At 69.1% G+C, this 23,419-nt stretch carries 19 protein-coding genes; 5 read left to right on the top strand and 14 right to left on the bottom strand.

From position 1 onward, the window contains the following. Positions 1-20: 20 nt before the first annotated feature. On the bottom strand, positions 21-368 hold the full coding sequence (locus tag ACIPWY_RS27055) for a hypothetical protein (protein WP_266565591.1): 348 nt from the start codon (positions 366-368) through the stop codon (positions 21-23). A 97-nt stretch (positions 369-465) separates the two neighbouring features. Beyond that, a complete protein-coding gene (locus tag ACIPWY_RS27050) occupies positions 466-1,419 on the bottom strand; it encodes a heme o synthase (protein ID WP_362908010.1) in 954 nt (317 codons plus the stop codon). 312 nt (positions 1,420-1,731) lie between these two features. Between ACIPWY_RS27050 and tkt the strand changes: the two genes are divergently transcribed. From tkt to pgl, 5 genes are read left to right on the top strand one after another with little or no spacing between them, the layout of a single operon-like run. Continuing rightward, positions 1,732-3,819, top strand: a complete 2,088-nt coding sequence (gene tkt / locus ACIPWY_RS27045) for a transketolase (RefSeq protein WP_401535414.1) — start codon at positions 1,732-1,734, stop codon at positions 3,817-3,819. 34 nt (positions 3,820-3,853) lie between these two features. After that, the gene (gene tal / locus ACIPWY_RS27040) at positions 3,854-4,972 is read left to right on the top strand and encodes a transaldolase (RefSeq protein ID WP_362908008.1); all 1,119 of its coding nucleotides are present in this window, start codon (positions 3,854-3,856) and stop codon (positions 4,970-4,972) included. Between the two features lie 4 nt (positions 4,973-4,976). Beyond that, positions 4,977-6,509 carry a glucose-6-phosphate dehydrogenase gene (zwf, locus tag ACIPWY_RS27035; RefSeq protein WP_362908007.1) on the top strand — a complete coding sequence of 511 codons (1,533 nt, stop codon included), beginning with the start codon at positions 4,977-4,979 and terminating at the stop codon, positions 6,507-6,509. Next, the gene (gene opcA / locus ACIPWY_RS27030) at positions 6,506-7,567 is read left to right on the top strand and encodes a glucose-6-phosphate dehydrogenase assembly protein OpcA (protein ID WP_362908006.1); all 1,062 of its coding nucleotides are present in this window, start codon (positions 6,506-6,508) and stop codon (positions 7,565-7,567) included. The genes zwf and opcA overlap by 4 nt, the downstream gene beginning before the upstream one ends. Next, positions 7,567-8,346, top strand: a complete 780-nt coding sequence (pgl, locus tag ACIPWY_RS27025) for a 6-phosphogluconolactonase (RefSeq protein WP_362908005.1) — start codon at positions 7,567-7,569, stop codon at positions 8,344-8,346. The genes opcA and pgl overlap by 1 nt, the downstream gene beginning before the upstream one ends. 66 nt (positions 8,347-8,412) lie before the next feature. Here the strand turns inward: pgl and ACIPWY_RS27020 are convergent, their stop codons facing one another. The 12 genes from ACIPWY_RS27020 to uvrC form a co-directional block, all read right to left on the bottom strand. Further along, a complete protein-coding gene (locus ACIPWY_RS27020; protein WP_401535410.1) occupies positions 8,413-8,892 on the bottom strand; it encodes a DUF2087 domain-containing protein in 480 nt (159 codons plus the stop codon). Between the two features lie 87 nt (positions 8,893-8,979). After that, the gene (gene pgi, locus ACIPWY_RS27015) at positions 8,980-10,635 is read right to left on the bottom strand and encodes a glucose-6-phosphate isomerase (protein WP_401535408.1); all 1,656 of its coding nucleotides are present in this window, start codon (positions 10,633-10,635) and stop codon (positions 8,980-8,982) included. Between the two features lie 156 nt (positions 10,636-10,791). Continuing rightward, a complete protein-coding gene (locus ACIPWY_RS27010) occupies positions 10,792-11,127 on the bottom strand; it encodes an RNA polymerase-binding protein RbpA (RefSeq protein WP_003976875.1) in 336 nt (111 codons plus the stop codon). A 203-nt stretch (positions 11,128-11,330) separates the two neighbouring features. Further along, positions 11,331-11,561 (bottom strand): preprotein translocase subunit SecG, encoded by a 231-nt coding sequence (gene secG, locus ACIPWY_RS27005; RefSeq protein WP_362905724.1) that lies wholly within the window; start codon positions 11,559-11,561, stop codon positions 11,331-11,333. 164 nt (positions 11,562-11,725) lie between these two features. After that, positions 11,726-12,502 (bottom strand): triose-phosphate isomerase, encoded by a 777-nt coding sequence (gene tpiA, locus ACIPWY_RS27000; protein ID WP_362905722.1) that lies wholly within the window; start codon positions 12,500-12,502, stop codon positions 11,726-11,728. A gap of 5 nt (positions 12,503-12,507) precedes the next feature. Beyond that, the gene (locus tag ACIPWY_RS26995; protein ID WP_383886136.1) at positions 12,508-13,719 is read right to left on the bottom strand and encodes a phosphoglycerate kinase; all 1,212 of its coding nucleotides are present in this window, start codon (positions 13,717-13,719) and stop codon (positions 12,508-12,510) included. Positions 13,720-13,826: 107 nt separating this feature from the next. Next, complete coding sequence (gene gap, locus ACIPWY_RS26990; RefSeq protein WP_362905718.1) at positions 13,827-14,837, bottom strand: type I glyceraldehyde-3-phosphate dehydrogenase; 1,011 nt, start codon at positions 14,835-14,837, stop codon at positions 13,827-13,829. Positions 14,838-15,073: 236 nt separating this feature from the next. Then, positions 15,074-18,034, bottom strand: a complete 2,961-nt coding sequence (locus tag ACIPWY_RS26985) for a M14 family zinc carboxypeptidase (RefSeq protein ID WP_401535404.1) — start codon at positions 18,032-18,034, stop codon at positions 15,074-15,076. Positions 18,035-18,277: 243 nt separating this feature from the next. After that, on the bottom strand, positions 18,278-19,267 hold the full coding sequence (gene whiA / locus ACIPWY_RS26980; protein WP_116502730.1) for a DNA-binding protein WhiA: 990 nt from the start codon (positions 19,265-19,267) through the stop codon (positions 18,278-18,280). Beyond that, positions 19,258-20,295 carry a uridine diphosphate-N-acetylglucosamine-binding protein YvcK gene (yvcK, locus tag ACIPWY_RS26975; RefSeq protein WP_362905714.1) on the bottom strand — a complete coding sequence of 346 codons (1,038 nt, stop codon included), beginning with the start codon at positions 20,293-20,295 and terminating at the stop codon, positions 19,258-19,260. Before yvcK ends, whiA begins: the two co-directional genes overlap by 10 nt. Continuing rightward, positions 20,292-21,284, bottom strand: coding sequence for an RNase adapter RapZ (rapZ, locus tag ACIPWY_RS26970; protein ID WP_362905712.1), 993 nt, complete (start codon positions 21,282-21,284; stop codon positions 20,292-20,294). The genes yvcK and rapZ overlap by 4 nt, the downstream gene beginning before the upstream one ends. After that, positions 21,281-23,320: an excinuclease ABC subunit UvrC gene (uvrC, locus tag ACIPWY_RS26965; RefSeq protein ID WP_401535401.1), complete on the bottom strand. Its 2,040-nt coding sequence runs from the start codon at positions 23,318-23,320 to the stop codon at positions 21,281-21,283. Before uvrC ends, rapZ begins: the two co-directional genes overlap by 4 nt. Positions 23,321-23,419 lie beyond the last annotated feature (99 nt).

Raw genomic sequence — 23,419 nt, 5'->3', positions numbered from 1 at the left:
CTGACGCATTGGACGAGCCGCTACTTGTTGCTCGGGCCGCCGACCTGGATGCCCGCCATGCGGGTCCATTCGTACGGTCCGGTCTTGACCTTGGCGGCCATCTCGCCGTCGAAGTCCTCGCGGACGGTGATCCCGGCCTTCTCCACGGCCTTGCGGGCGATGGCGTCGGAAGGAGCCACGAGATTGCCCCAGCCGCCGTCCTCGCCGACGAGCGCGATGCGCGTGCCGCGCTCCCCGAGGTACGCGAGCTGCCCCTCGGCGCCGCCGTGCTGCTTGGCGAACGTCCCGATCTCCCGGGCGAGCCGGGCGGCCCTGCGCTCGTCCTTCGCCGCCTGCTTCGGGTCGTCAACCGCTTGAGTGTCTGCCATGGACAGGATGCTACTGACAGGTAGATCAACTGGCGACGGGCGGGGGGCGTGGCCTTGGCCACTGCCCCCCCCGCCCGTCGGGAAGTTCCTGGGTGGGTCAGCGCAGGAAGGGGTCCACCGCGACCGCCACGAAGAGGATCGAGACGTAGGTGATCGACCAGTGGAAGAGGCGCATCTCCTTGAGCTTCGCGCCCGACACCTCGGCGTTGGCGCGGTTCTGCAGCCCGTGCGCCTCCCACAGCCAGAACCCGCCGGCCAGCAGGGCGACCGCGGTGTAGAACCAGCCGGTGTAGCCGAGCGGCGTCAGGAGCAGGGAGACGGCGACCATCACCCAGCTGTAGATGACGATCTGCTTCGCGACCACCTTGTTCGAGGCGACGACCGGCAGCATCGGCACGCCCACGCGCGCGTAGTCGTCCTTGACCTTCATGGACAGCGGCCAGTAGTGCGGCGGCGTCCAGAAGAACATGACGAGGAAGAGGATGACCGGGGCCCACGACATCGAGTTCGTGACCGCGGACCAGCCGATGAGGACCGGCAGGCAGCCGGCGATGCCGCCCCAGACGATGTTCTGCGAGGTGCGGCGCTTCAGGATCATCGTGTAGACGACCACGTAGAAGAGGAGCGCGCCGAGCGAGAGCCAGGCGGAGAGCCAGTTGACGGCCAGACCGAACAGCAGCGTGGAGATGACCGCGAGGGCGATGCCGAAGGCGAGGCACTCCCGTGGGCTGACCATTCCGGTGACCAGTGGACGCTGCGACGTGCGCTCCATGAGCGCGTCGATGTCACGGTCGATGTACATGTTCAGCGCATTGGCACCGCCCGCGGAGAGGTAGCCGCCGAGGCAGGTGATGAGCACCAGCGTCAGATCGGGTACACCCTGCTGCGCGAGGAACATGACCGGAACCGTGGTGATCAGCAGCAGTTCGATGATCCGCGGCTTGGTCAGTGCCACGAACGCCTTGATACGGGCCCCGAACGGCCGTTGGCTCGGGCTGATGCTCGTCCCGAGTTGCCCCGCTGGACGGGATTCGACGGCCGTCACGCACACCCCTGACAGAGACTCCCAGCAAGCCCCCGGATGTGAAGTCCCGGTAAAGGCTCGCGCGTACCACGCCACTGTAGACGTTGCCTATACCTGGCTCTTCGTGGGGGTCGGTTCGTGTTTCGGAGCACCCCAGATGAGCGGTCTCGCATTCACTTGACGAGTGGCGCGGATGCCTGTCAGGAGGCGGATTGCGGCCCGGCCCGGCAGTCTGGATTGAGTCGAAAAAATGCGCGTACTCGCAGGGGTAGGCTCGACAACAGCCGGTGAGCCCACCGTCACCGGCATTCGACATGTGGAGAGGAGCCCTGACCCAGGGTGAGCACCAAGCCGACCACCACAGACCTTCAGTGGACCGAGTTGGACCAGCGGGCCGTTGACACCGCCCGCGTCCTGGCCGCGGACGCCGTACAGAAGGTCGGTAACGGCCATCCGGGTACGGCGATGAGCCTGGCACCGGCCGCGTACACCCTCTTTCAGAAGGTGATGCGACACGACCCGGCGGATGCCGACTGGCTCGGGCGCGACCGGTTCGTGCTGTCCGCGGGACACTCGTCCCTGACCCTTTACATCCAGCTGTACCTGGCCGGTTTCGGCCTCCAGCTCGATGATCTGAAGGCGTTCCGTACCTGGGGCAGCAAGACCCCGGGTCACCCGGAGTACGGGCACACCACGGGCGTGGAGACGACGACCGGGCCGCTCGGCCAGGGTGTCGCCAACGCCGTGGGCATGGCGATGGCCGCCCGTTTCGAGCGCGGACTGTTCGACCCGGAGGCGGCCCCCGGCACCTCCCCGTTCGACCACCACATCTTCGCGATCGCCGGCGACGGCTGCCTCCAGGAGGGCATCTCCTCCGAGGCGTCCTCGATGGCCGGGCACCAGAAGCTCGGCAGCCTCGTCCTGCTGTGGGACGACAACCACATCTCGATCGAGGGTGACACGGAGACCGCGGTCTCCGAGGACACCATGAAGCGGTACGAGGCCTACGGCTGGCACGTGCAGCGCGTGGAGCCGAAGGGGAACGGCGACCTCGACCCCGAGGCCCTGTTCGCCGCGATCGAGGCCGCGAAGGCCGAGACCGAGCGTCCCTCCTTCATCGCGATGCGCTCGATCATCGCCTGGCCCGCGCCGAACGCGCAGAACACCGAGGCCGCGCACGGCTCGGCGCTCGGCGACGACGAGGTCGCGGCCACCAAGCGTGTCCTCGGTTTCGACCCGGAGAAGTCGTTCGAGGTCGCCGACGAGGTCATCGCGCACACGCGTGAGGCCCTGGACCGCGGCCGCGAGGCGAAGGCCGAGTGGGAGAAGTCGTTCGCCGCCTGGCGCACGGCCAACCCGGAGCGCGCCGCCGAGTACGACCGCATCGAGGCGACCGACCTGCCCGAGGGCTGGGAGTCGCACCTGCCGACCTTCGAGACCGGCAAGGGCGTCGCCACCCGTGCCGCGTCCGGCAAGGTCCTCCAGGCGCTCGGCCCGGTCATCCCGGAGCTGTGGGGCGGCTCGGCCGACCTCGCGGGCTCGAACAACACGACGATCGACAAGACGTCGTCGTTCCTGCCGGCGGACAACCCGCTGCCGGAGGCCGACCCGTACGGCCGCACGATCCACTTCGGCATCCGCGAGCACTCGATGGCCGCCGAGATGAACGGCATCGCGCTGCACGGCAACACCCGTATCTACGGCGGCACCTTCCTGGTGTTCTCCGACTACATGCGCAACTCGGTCCGCCTGTCGGCCCTGATGCACCTGCCGGTCACGTACGTGTGGACGCACGACTCGATCGGTCTGGGCGAGGACGGCCCGACGCACCAGCCGGTCGAGCACCTGGCGGCGCTGCGCGCGATCCCCGGTCTGAACGTCGTCCGCCCCGCGGACGCCAACGAGACCGTGATCGCCTGGCGCGAGATCCTCAAGCGGTACACGAAGGTGTTCGGCAAGGGCGCTCCGCACGGCCTGGTGCTGACCCGTCAGGGCGTGCCGACGTACGAGGCGAACGAGGACGCGGCCAAGGGTGGTTACGTCCTGCTCGACGCCGAGGGCGGAGCGCCTCAGGTGGTCCTGATCGGTACCGGTTCCGAGGTGCAGCTCGCCGTCGAGGCGCGTGAGCAGCTCCAGGCCGAGGGGATCCCCACGCGGGTCGTGTCCATGCCGTCGGTGGAGTGGTTCGACGAGCAGGACCAGGAGTACAAGGACTCGGTCCTGCCGCCGTCGGTCAAGGCGCGCGTCGCGGTCGAGGCCGGCATCGGTCTCACGTGGCACCGCTTCGTCGGTGACGCCGGACAGATTGTTTCGCTGGAGCACTTCGGTGCTTCCGCCGACGGCAAGGTCCTCTTCCGGGAGTTCGGCTTCACTGGTGACGCCGTGGCCGCCGCAGCCCGGGAATCCCTTGCCGCAGCCCAGCGCTGACGCTCATATACGACACGTAGGAGATGCATTTTCCATGACAGACGCACTGAAGCGCCTCTCCGAAGAGGGCGTCGCGATCTGGCTGGACGACCTGTCGCGCAAGCGGATCACGTCCGGCAACCTCGCCGAGCTGATCGACCAGCAGCACGTCGTGGGCGTCACGACCAACCCGTCGATCTTCCAGAAGGCGATCTCGCACGGTGACGGTTACGAGCAGCAGCTCGCCGACCTCGCCGCCCGCAAGGTCACCGTCGAAGAGGCCATCCGCATGATCACGACGGCGGACGTCCGTGACGCCGCCGACATCCTGCGTCCGGTCTTCGACGCGACGCAGGGTCAGGACGGCCGCGTGTCGATCGAGGTCGACCCGCGTCTGGCCCACAACACGGCGGCCACGATCGCCGAGGCCAAGCAGCTGGCCTGGCTGGTGGACCGCCCGAACACGCTCATCAAGATCCCGGCGACGAAGGCGGGCCTGCCCGCGATCACCGAGGTCATCGGCAAGGGCATCAGCGTGAACGTGACGCTGATCTTCTCGCTGGAGCGCTACCGCGAGGTCATGGACGCGTACCTGGCGGGTCTGGAGAAGGCGCAGGCCGCCGGCCTGGACCTCTCCAAGATCCACTCGGTGGCGTCCTTCTTCGTGTCCCGTGTGGACTCGGAGATCGACAAGCGCCTGGACGCCATCGGCACCGACGAGGCCAAGGCCCTCAAGGGCAAGGCTGCGCTGGCCAACGCCCGTCTCGCGTACGAGGCGTTCGAGGAGGTCTTCTCCTCGGACCGCTGGGCCGCTCTCGACAAGGCGCAGGCCAACAAGCAGCGCCCCCTGTGGGCGTCGACCGGCGTGAAGGACCCGGCGTACAAGGACACCCTGTACGTCGTGGACCTGGTCGCCCCCGGCACCGTCAACACCATGCCGGAGGCCACGCTCGACGCGACCGCCGACCACGGTGAGATCACCGGCAACACGATCGCCGGGACGTACGACCAGTCCCGCACGGAGATCGAGGCCGTGGAGAAGCTCGGCATCTCGTACGACGACGTCGTTCAGGTGCTCGAGGACGAGGGCGTCGACAAGTTCGAAGCGTCCTGGAACGACCTGCTCAAGTCGACCGAGGCGGAGCTCCAGCGCCTCGCCCCCTCGAAGGGCTGAGATCTTGACCCCAGTTCATGGAGCGAACCCGCTCCGTGACGCCGCAGACCGACGGCTCCCGCGTATCGCGGGGCCGTCGGGCCTGGTCATCTTCGGTGTCACGGGCGATTTGTCCCGTAAAAAGCTGATGCCCGCCGTTTATGACCTTGCGAACCGGGGTCTGCTGCCGCCGGGCTTCTCGCTGGTCGGCTTCGCCCGACGCGAGTGGGAGGACGAGGACTTCGCGCAGGAGGTGCACGACGCGGTCAAGGAACACGCGCGTACGCCGTTCCGCGAAGAGGTCTGGCAGCAGCTCGTCCAGGGCATGCGCTTCGTCCAGGGCAACTTCGACGACGACGACGCCTTCGAGCGCCTGAAGACGACGATGCACGAGCTCGACAAGGCGCAGGGGACGGGCGGCAACTTCGCGTTCTACCTCTCCGTACCCCCCAAGTTCTTCCCGCAGGTCGTGCAGCAGCTCAAGAAGCACGGCCTCGCGGACGCGCCCGAGGGTTCGTGGCGCCGCGCGGTCATCGAGAAGCCGTTCGGCCACGACCTCGAGTCGGCCAAGGAACTGAACGCGATCGTGCACGAGGTGTTCGCCCCGGACCAGGTGTTCCGGATCGACCACTACCTCGGCAAGGAGACCGTCCAGAACATCCTGGCCCTGCGCTTCGCCAACACCCTCTTCGAGCCGATCTGGAACCGGTCGTACGTCGACCACGTGCAGATCACGATGGCCGAGGACATCGGCATCGGCGGCCGCGCCGGCTACTACGACGGCATCGGCGCCGCCCGCGACGTCATCCAGAACCACCTCCTCCAGCTCATGGCGCTGACCGCCATGGAGGAGCCCGCCTCCTTCGACGCGGACGCGCTCGTCGCCGAGAAGGCCAAGGTGCTCGGCGCGGTCCGGCTGCCCAAGGACCTCGGCGACCACACGGTCCGCGGCCAGTACGCGGCCGGGTGGCAGGGCGGCGAGAAGGCGGTCGGCTACCTCCAGGAAGACGGCATCGACCCCAAGTCGAAGACCGACACCTACGCGGCCATCAAGCTGGAGGTCGACAACCGCCGATGGGCGGGCGTCCCCTTCTACCTGCGCACCGGCAAGCGCCTCGGCCGCCGCGTCACCGAGATCGCCGTCGTCTTCCAGCGCGCGCCCCACTCCCCCTTCGACCACACGGCGACGGAGGAGCTCGGCCAGAACGCGATCGTCATCCGCGTCCAGCCGGACGAGGGCATCACGGTCCGCTTCGGCTCCAAGGTGCCCGGCACCTCCATGGAGATCCGGGACGTGTCGATGGACTTCGCGTACGGCGAGTCGTTCACGGAGTCGAGCCCGGAGGCGTACGAGCGCCTGATCCTGGACGTCCTCCTCGGCGACTCGAACCTCTTCCCGCGTACGGAGGAGGTCGAGCTGTCGTGGAACATCCTCGACCCGATCGAGAAGTACTGGGACAAGCACGGCAAGCCGGCCCAGTACCCGTCCGGCACGTGGGGGCCCGCCGAGGCGGACGAGATGCTCGCACGAGACGGACGGAGCTGGCGCCGGCCATGAAGATCGACCTCACGGACACCACGTCCAGCAAGATCAACAAGGCGCTCATGGAGGGCCGCCGGTCCATCGGCACCCCCGCCGTCGGCATGGTGCTCACCCTCGTCATCGTGACCGACGAGGAGAACGCCTACGACGCGCTGAAGGCGGCCAACGAGGCGTCCCGCGAGCACCCCTCGCGCACCCTCGTGGTCATCAAGCGCGTCTCCCGTTCGCCGCGCGACCGCACGACGTCCCGGCTCGACGCCGAGGTGCGGGTCGGCGCGGAGGCGGGGACCGGCGAGACCGTCGTCCTGCGGCTGTACGGCGAGGTCATCAACCACGCCCAGTCGGTCGTCCTGCCGCTGCTCCTGCCGGACGCCCCGGTCGTGGCCTGGTGGCCGGTGAACGCGCCGCTCGACCCGGCCAAGGACCCACTGGGCGCGCTCGCCCAGCGCCGCGTGACGGACACCTACGCGGCGGAGCAGCCCAACGACGAGCTGGCGGCCCGGGCCGGCGCCTACACGCCCGGTGACACGGACCTGTCGTGGACCCGGATCACGCCGTGGCGCTCCATGCTCGCCGCCGCTCTCGACCAGGTGACCTGCAAGGTCAACTCGGTCGAGGTGGAGGGCGAGGAGTTCAACCCGAGCTGCGAGCTGCTCGCCATGTGGCTCGCGGACCGGCTCGGCGTGCCGGTCCGGCGCTCGCTGTCGCCGGGCCCCGGCCTGACGGCCGTGCGCATGGAGACGGACTGCGGCCCCATCGTGCTCGACCGCCCGGACGCTTCGCTGGCCACGCTGTCGATCCATGGCCAGCCGGACCGCGCGGTGGCGCTCAAGCGCCGCGAGACGTCCGAGCTGATCGCGGAGGAGCTGCGCCGCCTCGACCCGGACGACACCTACGCGGCCGTGCTGAAGTTCGGTGTGCACCGCCTCGGCGAGCCGGGGGCGCCGGACGGGAAGGCACCTGCGGCCGAGCAGGCGGCTCAGGCTTCCGCTCCCGCGAAGAAGGCGGCGGCCAAGAAGGCGCCCGCCAAGCCCGCCGCCAAGAAGTCCGCTTCGAAGGCGGCCGCCAAGTGATGAGCTCAGCACCCCAGTTGGTGGTGCACCGCGACAAGGAGCTGATGGCGCAGGCCGCCGCGGCCCGGCTCATCACGAAGATCGTGGACGCCCAGGCCGCCCGCGGCTACGCGTCCGTCGTCCTGACGGGCGGGCGCAACGGCAACGGGCTCCTGGCGGCCCTCGCGACCGCCCCCGCCCGGGACGCGGTCGACTGGACGCGCCTCGACCTGTGGTGGGGCGACGAGCGGTTCCTGCCGGACGGCGACCCCGAGCGGAACTACACGCAGGCCCGCGAGGCGCTCCTCGACTCGGTGCCGCTGAACCCGGACCGGGTCCACCCGATGCCGGCTTCGGACGGCCCGTACGAGGTGGACGCCGCCGCGCAGGTGTACGCCGCCGAACTGGCCGCCGCCGCGGGGCCGGAGGACCACGGTCCGGTGCCGACGTTCGACGTCCTGATGCTGGGGGTCGGCCCGGACACGCACGTCGCGTCGCTCTTCCCCGAGCTGCCGGCGGTCCGGGAGACCGAGCGCACCGTGGTCGGTGTGCACGGCGCGCCCAAGCCGCCGCCCACCCGCGTCTCGCTCACGCTCCCGGCCATCCGGGCCGCGCGCGAGGTGTGGCTGCTCGCGGCGGGCGAGGACAAGGCGGAGGCCGCGGCGATCGCACTGTCCGGCGCGGGCGAGATCCAGGCGCCTGCAGCGGGCGCGTACGGCCGCTCGCGCACCCTGTGGCTGCTCGACTCGGCGGCGGCTTCGCAGCTCCCGCCCGCGCTGTATCCACCACACATCGCCTGAGGCGCTCGCCAGGCGCGAAGACACGAACGCAGGGGCCCCGCACCGGAGTTGACCGGTGCGGGGTCTCTACGCGTGCGCCCTGCGATAGCTGCTGCCGTCGCGCTCCCGTACGAGGAGCCCGTCGCTCACGCAGTATCTGCGCAGCGCCGAAGTGTCCTCGTGGACGGTGCGGAACGCGTCGTTGACCTCGCCCTCGGTGTAGGTGCGCCCGGAGTCGAAGAGCGTGCCCGTGAGGTGGACGAGGAGTTCGTGGCGCACGGTGGCGCGGACCGGGATCGAGGTGAGACGTCCGCGTGCGAAGAAACCGGTGAGGCGGCGCGGCACGGCGGGGTGGATCTCCGCCGGGCGCTCGCGGCGGAACACAGCGTGGTCCGCCCGCAGCGATCCGTCCGGCCGCCGTTCGACGAGCCCGGTGGAGACGAGGCGCCCCAGGTGCTTGCGCACGACCGGGGAGCTCTCGTCGGCGGGCGGCAGTTCGTCCAGCACGATCCGCGCGTACAGCTTCAGTCGTTCGGGGTCGGCGAGCGCGGACATGAGCTGGTCCATGAGGTCCTCCCGGCAGGTGACGCGACCGGAGCAGTGTCACCCGCCGAGGGTGGCGGCGCACCCGAATTAGATGCGCCGCTCAGCGATCTAACGGCCGCGCAGCTCGCGGTACTTGGCCACCAGCGCCTCGGTGGACCCGTCGAGTCCAGGCACGTCGGCGCCCTCGGTGAGGGCGGGCTCGATGCGCTTGGCGAGGACCTTGCCGAGTTCGACGCCCCACTGGTCGAAGGAGTCGATGTTCCATACGGCTCCCTGGACGAACACCTTCTGCTCGTAGAGGGCGATGAGCTGGCCGAGGACGAACGGGGTGAGCCGCTTCGCCAGGATCGTCGTCGTCGGGTGGTTGCCGCGGAACGTCTTGTGCGGCACGAGCTCCTCTGGCACCCCCTCCGCGCGGACCTCGGCCGGGGTCTTGCCGAAGGCGAGGGCCTGCGTCTGCGCGAAGAAGTTGGCCATCAACAGGTCGTGCTGCGCGACGAGTCCGGGCAGCAGGTCCGCCACGGGCTCTGCGAACCCGATGAAGTCCGCCGGGATCAGCTTCGTCCCCTGGTGGATGAGCTGGTAGTAGGCATGCTGCCCGTTGGTGCCGGGGGTGCCCCAGACGACAGGACCCGTCTGCCACTCCACCGGACGGCCCTCGCGGTCCACGGACTTGCCGTTGGACTCCATGTCGAGCTGCTGGAGATACGCCGTGAACCTGGACAGGTAGTGCGAGTACGGAAGCACCGCGTGCGACTGCGCGTCGTGGAAGTTGCCGTACCAGATACCCAACAGGCCCATCAGAAGAGGAGCGTTCGCCTCGGCGGGAGCGGTGCGGAAGTGCTCGTCGACGAGGTGGAACCCGTCGAGCATCTCACGGAAGGCGTCCGGACCGATCGCGATCATCAGCGAAAGGCCGATCGCGGAGTCGAACGAGTAGCGGCCACCGACCCAGTCCCAGAACTCGAACATGTTCGCCGTGTCGATACCGAACTCGGAGACCTTCTCCGCATTCGTCGACAGAGCGACAAAGTGCTTCGCGACAGCCTCCTGACCGACCCCCAGACCGGTCAGCAGCCAGTTACGCGCGGACGTCGCGTTCGTGATCGTCTCGATCGTCGTGAACGTCTTCGAAGCGATGATGAACAGCGTCTCGGCCGGATCCAGATCACGCACGGCCTCATGCAGGTCCGCGCCATCCACGTTCGACACAAAACGGACCGTCAAGTCCCGGTCCGTGAACGAGCGAAGCACCTCGTACGCCATCGCCGGACCGAGGTCGGAACCGCCGATACCGACGTTCACGACGTTCTTGATGCGCTTACCGGTGTGACCCGTCCACTCCCCCGAACGGACCTTGTCCGCGAAGACGGCCATCTTGTCGAGGACGGCATGCACCTGTGGGACGACATCGACGCCGTCGACCTCGATCACCGTGTCACGCGGAGCCCGCAGCGCCGTGTGCAGAACGGCCCGGCCCTCCGTCGTATTGATCTTCTCGCCGCGGAACATGGCGTCCCGCAGACCGAACACGTCGGTCGCGGCGGCGAGCTCGCGCAGCAGGCGCAGCGTCTCGTCCGTGACCAGGTGCTTGGAGTAGTCGATGTGCAGATCGCCGACCTGGAGCGTGTAGTCGGAGCCGCGCGCCGGTTCGGCGGCGAACAGCTCACGCAGCTGCACGTCCCCGAGTTCTTCCCGGTGCTTGGCGAGCGCCGTCCACTCGGGCATCTGATTGAGCCTCGCACGGCCCTCATATGCGTTCATCTCGGACTTCAGCCTTCTCTCGTACCTGAGTACGTACCTTGCCCCGCTGCTTGACCAACCTAATTGATCAGGGTCCGGTATACGGCGTCTGTCCGGACCGCTACGGCCGAACGAGTCCGGCCGGACACTTGGGTGTGTCCGGCCGGTGCTCAAGTCCTAGATCTCGCCCCGCAGTTTGGCGAGCGCCTCCGCGAGGATCGCCTCGCCGTCCGCGTCGCTGCGCCGCTCGCGCACGTACGCGAGATGCGTCTTGTAGGGCTCGGTGCGCGGGGGGTCCGGCGGGTTGTCCCGGTCCTGCCCGGCAGGGAAGCCGCAGCGCGGACAGTCCCAGGTCTCCGGCACCTGCGCGTCGGAGGCGAAGCTCGGCTGCGTCTCGTGCCCGTTGGAGCACCAGAAGGAGATGCGCAGACGCGGCGCGGACTCGCCGCGCTCGGCCTCGCCCATCGGCCCCGCCCCGACCCGACTTCCTCGGATCGCGTTGCCACTTGCCACGGTCGTAACTCCCTGCGTGATGGTGCCGCGGAGCGTCTCGGCGTCTCGCTCCGCCGCGGGCGCCTCAGTCTACGTAAGGCCCAACGCGCGTCCAGTGATTGGAGTTACATCCCCGCCCCTAGACGCAAGCCCCATGATAGGCCGCGCCGGAGGGCGCGTACCGAACATGGGGCCTTATGTGCGCGATGTGCAGGTGTGACGGCTCAGTTGTTGACCTTCATGAGCAGACCGAGCACGACAATGCACGCGAACCACAGCAGAGCGAGCACGATGGTGATGCGGTCCAGGTTGCGCTCGGCGACCGAAGAGCCGCCGACGGAGGACTGCATTCCGCCACCGAACATGTCGGAGAGACCGCCACCCTTTCCCTTGTGCATCAGCACAAGGAGCATCAGCAGCAGGCTGAAGACGATCAGGGCGATCGAGAACCCCATAACCACGGCTGGTCCCTACTTCCTGGCAATTCTCTCGGACTAATACGTACTGCGATGTCTGTGTTGCGATGTGAATCTGTACTGCGACTTATACGTGCTGCGGGGGCCCGGTGGAAAGCCACCCGGCCCCCGCAAGGGTACGACGTAACGCCGCTACCGCATACTCACTGGTCGCGGAACCGGATGATCTTGACGAACTCCTCGGCGTCGAGCGCCGCGCCGCCGACGAGGGCGCCGTCGACGTCGGGCTTCGACATGATCTCCGCGACGTTCCCGGACTTCACCGAGCCGCCGTACTGGATGCGGACCTTGTCGGCCAGTTCCTGGGAGTACAGCTCGGCGAGCTTGCCGCGGATCGCCCCGCAGACCTCCTGGGCGTCGTCCGCGCCGCAGACCTTGCCGGTGCCGATCGCCCAGACCGGCTCGTACGCGATCACGATGTTCTCGGCCTGCTCGGCCGGGATGTCCTTGAGGCCGCCCTCGACCTGCGACAGCGTGTGCCCGACGTGCTCGCCCGCCTCGCGGACGTGGAGCTCCTCGCCGACGCACAGGATCGGGGTCAGGCCGTGCTTGAAGGCGGCCTTCACCTTGGCGTTGCAGATCTCGTCGGTCTCGTCGTGGTACTGCCGACGCTCGGAGTGGCCGACCGCCACGTACGTGCACTTGAGCTTGGCGAGCATCGGGCCCGAGATCTCACCAGTGTAGGCACCGGAGTCGTGGGCCGAGATGTCCTGGGCGCCGTACTTGATCTTGAGCTTGTCGCCGTCGACCAGGGTCTGTACGGAGCGCAGGTCGGTGAAGGGCGGCAGGACCGCGACCTCGACGGCGTCGTAGTCCTTGTCGGCCAGCGCGAAGGCGAGCTTCTGGACGTGGGCGATGGCCTCGAGGTGGTTGAGGTTCATCTTCCAGTTGCCCGCCATCAGCGGCGTGCGGGTGGTCATTGAGGTCAGTCCTCCAGTGCGGCAAGGCCGGGGAGCGTCTTGCCCTCAAGGTATTCGAGGGAGGCGCCGCCGCCGGTCGAGATGTGGCCGAATGCATTCTCGTCGAAGCCAAGGAGCCGGACGGCCGCGGCTGAGTCGCCGCCGCCGACGACCGTGAAGGCCGGGGAGTCGAGGAGCGCCTGGGCGACCGCCTTGGTGCCCTCGGCGTAGTCGGGGTGCTCGAAGACGCCCATCGGACCGTTCCAGAAGACGGTCGAGGCGTCGGCGAGCTTCGATGCGTACAGCTTGCGGGTCTCCGGGCCGATGTCGAGACCCTCCTGGTCGGCCGGGATGGCGTCCGCGGCCACGGTGGTGGGGTTGGCCGGGGCCTTGGTCTTGAGGTCGGGGAAGTCCGGCGAGACCAGCACGTCCACGGGGAGCACCAGCTCGACGCCCTTGTCCTCGGCGCGCTTGATGTACTCCTTGACGACCGGGATCTGGTCCTCCTGGAGGAGGGAGATGCCGACCTCGTGGCCCTGGGCCTTGAGGAAGGTGTAGGCCATGCCGCCGCCGATGAGCAGGCGGTCGGCCTTGCCGAGCAGCTGGTCGATGACGGCGAGCTTGTCGGAGACCTTGGCTCCGCCGAGCGCGACGACGTACGGCCGCTTGACCTCGTCGGTGAGCTTCTTCAGGACGCCGACCTCGGTGGCGATGAGGTAGCCGGCGTAGTGCGGCAGGCGGGCCGGCAGGTCGTACACGGAGGCGTGCTTGCGGTGCACGGCGCCGAAGCCGTCGCCCACGTAGACATCGGCCAGGGCGGCCAGCTGGTCGGCGAACTCGCCGCGCTCGGTGTCGTCCTTCGACGTCTCGCCGGCGTTGAAGCGGAGGTTCTCGATGACGGCGACCTGGCCGGGCTCCAGACCGTCCACGGCGTCGTGGGCGGCGGGGCCGACGGTGTCCTGGGCGAACGCGACCGGCTTGCCGAGGAGCTCGGCGAGGCGCTCGGCGGCCGGCAGCAGCGAGAACGCCGGGTCCGGGGCTCCCTTGGGGCGGCCCAGGTGGGAGGCGACGATCACCTTGGCGCCCGCGTCGGCCAGGGCCTTGACGGTGGGCAGGACGGCGCGGATGCGGCCGTCGTCGGTGATCTGGCCGTCGGCGAGAGGCACGTTGAGGTCGGCGCGGACGAAGACCCGCTTGCCCTCGACCCCTTCGGCGAGAAGTTCGTCGATCGTCTTCATGGCTGGACTCCTGGACTCCTTGGTTGGGCTGACGCACAACAGGGCCCGGACGGCGCGGCGTTGCGCGGTCCGGACCCTGTGCTCACATCGAGATGCCGACTCTGGATTTAGAGCTGGCCGCCGACGAAGACCGTGAGGTCGACGAGACGGTTGGAGTAGCCCCACTCGTTGTCGTACCAGCCGAGGATCTTCACCGAGTTACCTTCCTGGACCATGGTCAGGGAGGAGTCGAAGGTGCAGGACGCCGGGTCGCCGACGATGTCGGAGGAGACGATCGGGTCCTCGGTGTAGGCGAGGTAGCCCTTGAGGTCGCCGTCCTCGGACGCCTTCTTGAACGCGGCGTTGACCTCGTCCTTGGTGGTCTCGCGCGCCAGGGTGACGACCAGGTCGGTGGCCGAGCCGGTCGGGACCGGGACGCGCATCGCGATGCCGTCGAGCTTGCCCTTGAGCTGCGGGAGGACCAGGGCGGTCGCCTTGGCGGCACCGGTGGTGGTGGGAATGATGTTCTCGGCGGCGGCACGGGCGCGGCGCAGGTCCGAGTGCGGGAAGTCCAGGATGCGCTGGTCGTTCGTGTACGCGTGGACCGTGGTCATCAGGCCCTTGACGATGCCGAAGTTCTCGTCGAGAACCTTGGCCATCGGCGCCACACAGTTGGTGGTGCAGGACGCGTTCGAGATGACGTGGTCCGTCGCCGGGTTGTACTGGTCCTGGTTGACGCCCATCACGATGGTGATGTCCTCGTCCTTGGCCGGAGCCGAGATGAGGACCTTCTTGGCGCCGCCGGCGATGTGCTTCTCGGCGTCGGCCTTCTTCGTGAAGATGCCGGTCGACTCGATGACGATGTCGACACCGAGGTCGCCCCACGGGATGTCGGCGGGGTTGCGCTCGGAAAGGACCTTGATGGTGTGGCCGTCGACGGTGATGGTGTCGGCGGTGTGCGTGACCTCGGCCTTGAGGCGGCCGAGGATCGTGTCGTACTTCAGAAGGTGTGCGGTGGTCGCGGTGTCACCGAGGTCGTTGACAGCCACGATCTCGATGTCTGCACCCTGCTCAAGCAGCGCGCGGAAGTAGTTACGCCCGATGCGGCCAAAGCCGTTGATGCCTACGCGGATCGTCACGAACCGATCTCCTCGTTGGTACGCCGGTTTTAGACGCCGGCGAGTTGTATGGGATGTCCCCGACCGCCTCCGACCCTACCTCTCCGAAGGCCTCCGAGTGACATTGAGTGGGCCCTTGTGCGGCCCGGCGGCCCGTACCGCCCAGTAGGGGTACGGACCGCCGGGATTCCCGCTCATCTGGCGCTTTTCGCGAAAAGTGAGCGGGGTATTTCGTCCGGTTTTCTGCCCGGCCCTTCTCAGCTCCTCAGAGAGGCCAGCGCCTTCCCCAGGAGCATGCTGCGCTCGGCCGCCGTGGCGACATGTTCGAGACCGAATCCGAGGAGCACGGTGTCCTTGGTGCTGACGGCTCCGTACGTCTTGAACAGTTCACCCGCGCGGGCCCAGTCCTTGGTGACGACGGGGCTGCCCGGGGGCGGGCCCGCGACCTTCCAGGCGCCGAACGACGACTCGAAGCCCTCGGTCTCCTTCGCGGCGCCGCCGGTGACGACGGACGCGTTGTCGGCGAGGACGCCGTGGCCGCCGCTGCCGGGGTCGGTGATGTAGCTGAGCGAGACCTCGACCGTCTTTCCCGCGTAGGCGCTCAGGTCGAAGGTCACCGGCTTCCAGCCGTCCGAGGCGCCCGTGAAGCTGTTCCAGGAGCCGGAGGTGCCGGTGGCCGTGCAGCCCGCGGAGCCGGGCGTCAGATAGCGCTTGAGCGCCGGGTGCTCCTTGATCAGGAATCCGGCCTCGCACTCGGCGGGGACGGCGTTCGTGGTGGCGCCGCCGGTGTCGGGCAGCGTCGTCCAGTCCTCGGCGCCCGCCGTGTGCGCCTCCAGCACCGCGTGGTCGTAGCCGGGCTCGGTGTCCCACAGGAGCTGGAACTTCAGGGACGGCTTGTCGGCGGCGGAGACCCCGGTGAGGTCGACGGTGCGGGTCAGCCGCTTCCAGCCGTCGTCCGTGTGCACGGCGGCGGCCATGGAGCTGCCCTCGAAGGGGCTGTAGGGGTTGGGCGTGCCCGCGTACTCACCGGCGCCCGCGCTCGTGAACTGCGGGTAGTCGGTCTTGGACAGCACGTCGGAGGTGGCCTGGTAGGTCGCGGCGATGTTCAGCGGGTTGCCGGGGGCGTCCCCGAGGCCGGCGGCGGCACCGGTGAGCACGCCGGATCCGGCGAACTTCGTGGCTCCGGGTGTCGAGGTACGCGAGTACGCGCCCAGGTAGTACTGGCTGAAGTCGTTCGTGGTGGTGTCCCCGATGGCGACGGAGCCGCCCGCCTGCTCACCGGCCTCGATCAGCTTGCCGCCCTCGTTGAGGTAGTCGCGCAGGGCGAGCTGGGTGGTGAGGCCGGGGCGGTCGGCGCCCGTGTAGTGGACGACCGTCCTGAAGTGGTCGAGGACCGCGAGTGCGTCCGGGGCGCCCTGGGTGGCGACGTTCCACACGAGCGGGGTACGGCCGTTGGCCCTCAGCGCGTCCACGTAGGCCTTGCTCTGCTGTCCTGTGGCGTCGTTCTCGGCGACCACGAGGGTGTCGGCCCTGGGGCGCTCGGCCACGGTGTACGTGAAGTGCTCGCTGGAGGTGCGCTTCCCGGACCTCGTGCGTCCGGTGAACCAGACCTCGACCTTGTCGCCCGGATCCGCGTCCTCGATCCTCGCGCGGTACGCGTCGAAGTGGAGGTTGTCGTCGCCGCCGTAGGTCTCGCCGCCCTTCCAGGCGCGCAGGTCCTCGTCGTGCGTACGGCCGCCGTCCACACGGTAGTTGAGCTCCTTGTCGCGCACCGACTTGCGGGCGGTCACGGAGACCTCCTGGTCGGCGCCGCGCGCGTACGAGGTGCTGAAGGCGGCCGGGGTGAAGTCGGGGGCGTCGAGGCCGACCGAGGACGACGGCTGGTCCGGGTGCGCCGCGGTCTCGGCCACGGAGAGCGCGAACGGGACGTTCTTCGTGAACTCCTGCTGGATCAGCTTCTCGTCGTCCGGGAAGGTGAAGACCGACTCGCAGTCCTCGGGGCGCCACTGGTCGTCCGGGTCGACGGCCGACGCGGTCTGGCACTCGCTCATCTCGGGCGTGAACATCCCGGTGCCGTTGACGTTGCCCGCGTGTCCGTCGGCCTCGCCGTTGGTGGTGTACAGCTCGGAGGAGACCTGCGGGTGGTAGCCGGGGATCGCGGAGTTCTCGGGGGTCCCGGCGAGTGCCTTGTAGAGCACGTCGTCCGGCGTCGGTGTGGCCACCTGCCAGCCCACCCCGTAGAGCAGCAGCTCGGCGGCGGAGTGGTAGTTGATGGCGTACCGGAAGCCGATGCGCTTCTCGAAGGCGTCGAGGGCCTTCGTCTCGGGCTCGGAGCCGGGGCTCGCGCCGCGGTAGGTCTCACTGGCGGGGCTCGGGGACGAACCCTCGTCGTCGTAGCCCCACTTGTAGGCGAAGTTGCGGTTGAGGTCGACGCCGTCGCCCGTGGTGATAGCGCCGTCGCCGTTCACGTCCCGCATGTTCTTGCGCCACTGGCGGTCACCGTCGGGGTTGAACGTCCAGTCGTACCCGTCGGGGTTCGCCGACAGCACGAACCACATCTCCGTCGAGTCGACGATCTTCTTGATGCGCTTGTCCTTGGAGTAGTTGTCCAAGTAGTAGTGCATCAGGCGGCGGGTCATCTCGGGGGTGATCCACTCGCGGGCGTGCTGGTTGGACATGTAGAGCACCGACGGCTTCGAACCGTCCCTGGTCGTACGGGCGCCCTTGGTGAGCTTGACCGCGAGGATGTCCTGGCCCTGAAGGGTCTTGCCGATGGAGACGACCTTGGTGAGGCCGGGGTGGGCCTGGCCCGTCCTGACGATCTCCTCCTGGAGATTGCCCTTGCCGCTGTAGGGGCGGAACACGCCGTCGCCCGCGGCCGCCACGCGCGCTCGCGCCTTGGCGGAGAGCGTGTGCTCGATGAGCTCGACGCCCTTCTTCTCCAGCTGTTTCGCCTGCTTGTCGGTGAGGTAGACCTCGACCTCGGCCTTCCCCTTCTCGGGGGCCTGTTCACCGAGTTCGTGCCCGTCCTGTCCGGCCGCGAGGAGCAGGGGCACCTGCTCCTTCGTGACCTCGGCCCGGAACACCTTGACCGGATCGGAGTCCGACCGGGGTGCACCGCCGCTCTGTGCCTGGGCGACGGGTGTCAGTCCCGCTCCTCCCAGTCCGCCCAGAATGAGTGCCGTGGCCGCGAGGATCGATCTCGCTCTTCGTCTCATGAGCCCCCCTTGCAGTTGTGTACCGCAGAAGCAGGTGAGTACCGCAGAAGCTGTGGTGAACCGCAGAAGCGGCTGTTCACCGCAGAAGCGAACAGACGCCAGACTCATGACAGTTCATGGTCAAGTCAAGGGCGCGTCGCAGGGGTCCCGACAGGCCTGTCAGGGTCCCCATGGGCAGCGAAAACGCCGGTGCCCGAGCCCCGGCAGGGCGCCGGCACCGGCGTGTGGCATTCCGCTCCGGGGTCAGCCGGCGAGGTTGTCGGCCATCTCCTCGGTGATGTTCGACTCCGTGCCCGGGATGCCCATGTCCTGGGCCCGCTTGTCGGCCATCGCGAGCAGGCGGCGGATGCGGCCCGCTACGGCGTCCTTCGTCAGCGGCGGGTCGGCGAGCGCGCCCAGCTCCTCCAGGGAGGCCTGCTTGTGCTCCATGCGCAGCCGCCCGGCGGCCGCGAGGTGCTCCGGCACCTCGTCGGCGAGGATCTCCAGGGCGCGCTGCACGCGGGCCCCGGCGGCGACGGCGGCGCGCGCCGAGCGGCGCAGGTTCGCATCGTCGAAGTTGGCCAGGCGATTGGCGGTGGCGCGGACCTCGCGCCGCATCCGCCGTTCCTCCCAGGCGAGCACCGACTCGTGGGCCCCCATACGGGTGAGCAGGGCGCCGATGGCGTCCCCGTCCCGGACGACGACCCGGTCCACACCGCGTACCTCACGGGCCTTGCCCGCGATCTGGAGCCGGCGCGCGGCCCCGACCAGGGCGAGCGCGGCCTCCGGGCCGGGGCAGGTCACCTCCAGGGAGGAGGAGCGGCCGGGCTCGGTGAGCGAGCCGTGCGCCAGGAAGGCTCCGCGCCAGGCGGCCTCGGCGTCGCAGGTGGCCCCCGAGACCACCTGCGGCGGAAGACCCCTGATCGGACGGCCGCGGCCGTCGACAAGACCGGTCTGGCGCGCCAGCTGGTCACCGCCGGCCACGACGCGTACGACGAAGCGCGAGCCCCGGCGCAGCCCGCCGGGCGCCATCACGATCAGTTCCGAGCTGTGCCCGAAGATCTCGAGGATGTCCCGCTTCAGCCGTCGCGCCGCCATCGCCGTGTCGAGCTCCGCCTCGATCACGATGCGGCCGCTCACCAGGTGGAGCCCGCCCGCGAAGCGCAGGATGGCCGAGACCTCTGCCTTTCTGCAGCAGGTCCGGGTGACGGGAAGCCGGGAAATCTCGTCCTTCACCGCTGCCGTCATCGCCATGGGCCGATCCTTCCATGCATCCGAAAAATACGGTCGTACGCGGCGGCCAACAGCTCCGGATCGTGCCTCGGAGTCCCGTCGGGCCTGGCCACAGGCGCCAGCTCGACCGCAGCGCCGAAGCCCTCCTTGGCGGCGTCGGTCAGGGACTCGCGGTCGGGCACGGCGGCCTCGTCGGCCAGCACCACGTCCAGGGCGAGTTTAGGGGCGTGTCGTCCCAAAACCTCCAAATGACGCTGCGGTGAGAAGCCCTCGGTTTCTCCGGGCTGTGGCGCGAGGTTCAGCGAGAGGACCCTGCGGGCCTTCGTCGTCATCAGCGCGTCGAGCAGCTCGGGGACCAGCAGATGCGGGATCACGGAGGAGAACCACGAGCCGGGGCCGAGCACCACCCAGTCGGCGTCGAGCACCGCGGCGACCGCCTCGGGGACGGCCGGCGGGTCGTGCGGCACGAGGTGCACGGACTGCACCTCGCCGGGAGTGAGGGCCACCGTGGCCTGGCCGCGCACCGTGTCGACGTCGTCCGGGCGGGCCGGGTCGTGCCCCTTGACCAGGGCCTGGAGCTCCAGCGGGACCGCGGACATGGGCAGTACGCGCCCGTGCGCGCCGAGCAGCTTGCCGACCAGGTCGAGGGCCTGCACATGGTCGCCGAGCTGCTCCCACAGGGCGACGATGAGCAGATTGCCGACGGCGTGTTCGTGCAGGTCGCCCTGGGACTGGAAGCGGTGCTGGATGACGCGGGCCCAGGTCTGGCCCCAGTCGTCGTCGCCGCACAGGGCCGCGAGGGCCTTGCGCAGGTCGCCGGGCGGCAGGACGCCCAGCTCGTCGCGGAGCCGGCCGCTGGAGCCGCCGTCGTCGGCGACCGTCACCACGGCGGTGAGGTCGCCGGTGATGCGCCGCAGCGCGGCCAGGGACGCGGACAGGCCCATGCCGCCGCCGAGGGCGACGACCTTGGGCTGGGCGCCGCGCCGGCGGCCCGTGGGAGGCGTGACCCGGCGGAGCCTGCTGCCGAGCCGGAGTGTGCGACCGGTCATTCGCGGCCCATGTCCCGGTGGACGACCACGGTCTCCACGCCCTCCGCCGCGATGCGCGCGGCGAGCTTCTCCGACATGGCGACGGAGCGGTGCTTGCCTCCGGTGCAGCCGACCGCGATCGTCACGTACCGCTTGCCCTCGCGGCGGTATCCGGCGGCGATGAGCTGGAGCAGCTCGGTGTACCGGTCGAGGAACTCCTTGGCGCCGGGCTGGCCGAAGACGTAGTTCGCCACCTCTTCGTTCATGCCGGTGAAGGGGCGCAGCTCGGGGACCCAGTGCGGGTTCGGCAGGAAGCGCATGTCGACGACCAGGTCGGCGTCGACGGGCAGGCCGTACTTGAAGCCGAACGACATGACCGTGGCCCGCAGCTCGGGCTCCTCGTCGCCGGCGAACTGGGCGTCCATCTTGGCGCGCAGTTCGTGCACGTTCAGGCTGGAGGTGTCGATGACCAGGTCGGCGTCGCCGCGCAGCTCGCGCAGGAGCTGGCGCTCGGCCGCGATGCCGTCGACGATGCGGCCGTCGCCCTGGAGGGGGTGCGGGCGGCGCACCGACTCGAAGCGGCGCACCAGGGCCTCGTCGGAGGACTCCAGGAACACGATGCGCCGGGTGACCTGGCGGGACTCCAGGTCGGCGAGGGACTGGTGGAGGTCGTCGAAGAAGCGGCGGCCGCGCACGTCGACGACGACGGCGATCCGGGCGACATTGCCCTGGGAGCGGGCGCCGAGCTCGACCATCGTGGGAATCAGCGCGGGCGGCAGGTTGTCGACGACGAACCAGCCGAGGTCCTCCAGACACTTGGCGGCCGTGGAACGCCCGGCGCCGGACATCCCGGAGATGATCACCAGCTCGGGGATGGCCGCTTCGGACGCCGCGGGGGTCTCGCTCGTCGTACCCGTACTCACCTGTGCTCCGTCTGTCTCCGCCGCCTGGCCTGCCCGGTCATCGGGGGCCGGCTGTGGTGCGTGTGCGCCCTGCTCGTTCTCGTTCATGGCTCCTGCCCCCGTCGTCCTTCCGAGGTGACCGCGGCCGTGGCCGTGGGGTCCTCGTCTTCAATGATCTCTCCTGTGGCCGTGTTCACGGCCGGTGCCGCCGGCTCCGCGCTCGCGAAGGCCGCCACGATCGTCTCTGCCGTCTTGCGGCCTATGCCGGGAACCTCGCAGATCTGATCGATTGTGGCGGATCGCAGGCGCTTCACCGAACCGAAGTGCTTGATCAGGGCCTGCTTGCGCGCGTCGCCGAGACCGGGCACCTCGTCGAGCGGCCCGGCCCTGAAGCGTTTGGCCCGCTTGGTGCGCTGGTACGTGATCGCGAAGCGGTGCGCCTCGTCACGTACACGCTGCAGAAGATAGAGCCCCTCGCTGGTGCGCGGAAGGATCACCGGATCGTCCTCGTCGGGCACCCAGACCTCTTCGAGGCGCTTGGCCAGGCCGCACACCGCGATGTCGTCGATGCCCAGCTCGTCGAGCGCCCGCTTGGCCGCCGCGACCTGCGGCTGCCCGCCGTCGACGACGACCAGCTGGGGCGGGTACGCGAACCGCTTGGGGCGGCCGTCGTCCTCCGTGAGACGGGATTCGACCGGGCCGTCCTCGTCCGCCAGCTCGGCGTCGGACCACTCCCCCGACTTCTCCTGCGCCGCCAGATACCGCTTGAAGCGGCGCGTGATCACCTCGTGCATCGAGCGGACGTCGTCCTGCCCCTCGAAGCCCTTGATCTGGAAGCGCCGGTACTCGCTCTTCCGGGCGAGACCGTCCTCGAAGACGACCATGGAGGCCACGACGTCGTCGCCCTGGAGGTGGGAGATGTCGTAGCACTCGATGCGCAGCGGCGCGCTGTCCAGCTCCAGGGCCCCGGCGATCTCCTCAAGAGCACGCGAGCGTGTGGTGAGGTCGGAGGCGCGCTTGGTCTTGTGGAGCGCGAGTGCCTGCTGCGCGTTCCTGTGGACCGTCTCCATGAGCGCCTTCTTGTCGCCGCGCTGCGGGATCCTCAGCGACACGCTCGACCCGCGGCGCGTCGTGAGCCACTCCTGTACGGGTTCCAGGGGCTCGGGCAGCGCGGGCACGAGGACCTCCTTGGGCACGGCGTCCCCGCGCTCCTCGCCGTACAGCTGCTGGAGCGCGTGCTCGACGAGGTCACCGCTGGTGACCGCCTCGACCTTGTCCGTGACCCAGCCGCGCTGGCCGCGCACGCGCCCGCCCCGCACGTGGAAGATCTGCACGGCGGCCTCCAGCTCGTCCTCGGCGAGGGCGATCAGGTCGGCGTCAGTGGCGTCGGCGAGGACGACGGCGCTCTTCTCCATGGCCTTGCGCAGCGCCTCTATGTCGTCACGCAGGCGCGCGGCGCGCTCGTACTCCATCTCCTCGGCGGCGTCCGTCATGTCCTTCTCGAGACGGCGGATGTACGTGCCGGTGCGGCCGGTCATGAAGTCGCAGAAGTCCTCCGCCAGTTCGCGGTGCTCCTCGGGCGAGACGCGGCCGACGCACGGGGCCGAGCACTTGCCGATGTAGCCGAGGAGGCAGGGGCGGCCGGTGCGGGCGGCGTTCTTGAAGACGCCGGCGGAGCAGGTGCGGACCGGGAAGACGCGCAGCAGCAGGTCGACGGTGTCGCGGATGGCCCAGGCGTGCCCGTAGGGACCGAAGTAGCGCACGCCCTTCTTCTTCTGGCCGCGCATGACCTGCACGCGCGGGAACTCCTCGTTCATCGTCACCGCGAGGTACGGATAGCTCTTGTCGTCGCGGTACTTGACGTTGAACCGGGGGTCGTACTCCTTGATCCAGGAATACTCCAGCTGGAGCGCCTCGACCTCCGTGGACACCACGGTCCACTCCACGGACGCGGCCGTGGTGACCATCGTGCGGGTGCGGGGGTGCAGGTTCGCCAGGTCCTGGAAGTAGTTGGCCAGGCGCTGGCGCAGGCTTTTCGCCTTCCCGACGTAGATCACCCGGCGGTGCTCGTCACGGAACCTGTACACCCCTGGGGAGTCCGGGATCTGTCCCGGCTGGGGGCGGTAGCTGGAGGGGTCGGCCATGTCAGACACCCTACTTGCGGCCACCGACAGTGAGGTTGCCCACGCGTTTCCCGGAGCGGTCCGCCACCCGCCGGACGAGACGGTTACGCATCGAGTCTT

Origin of the sequence: Streptomyces sp. NPDC090032, from assembly GCF_044748025.1 — a bacterium.
Taxonomy (GTDB): Bacteria; Actinomycetota; Actinomycetes; order Streptomycetales; family Streptomycetaceae; genus Streptomyces.
Note: the sequence above shows the minus strand (reverse complement) of the source record. Positions and strands in the feature narration are given on the sequence as shown.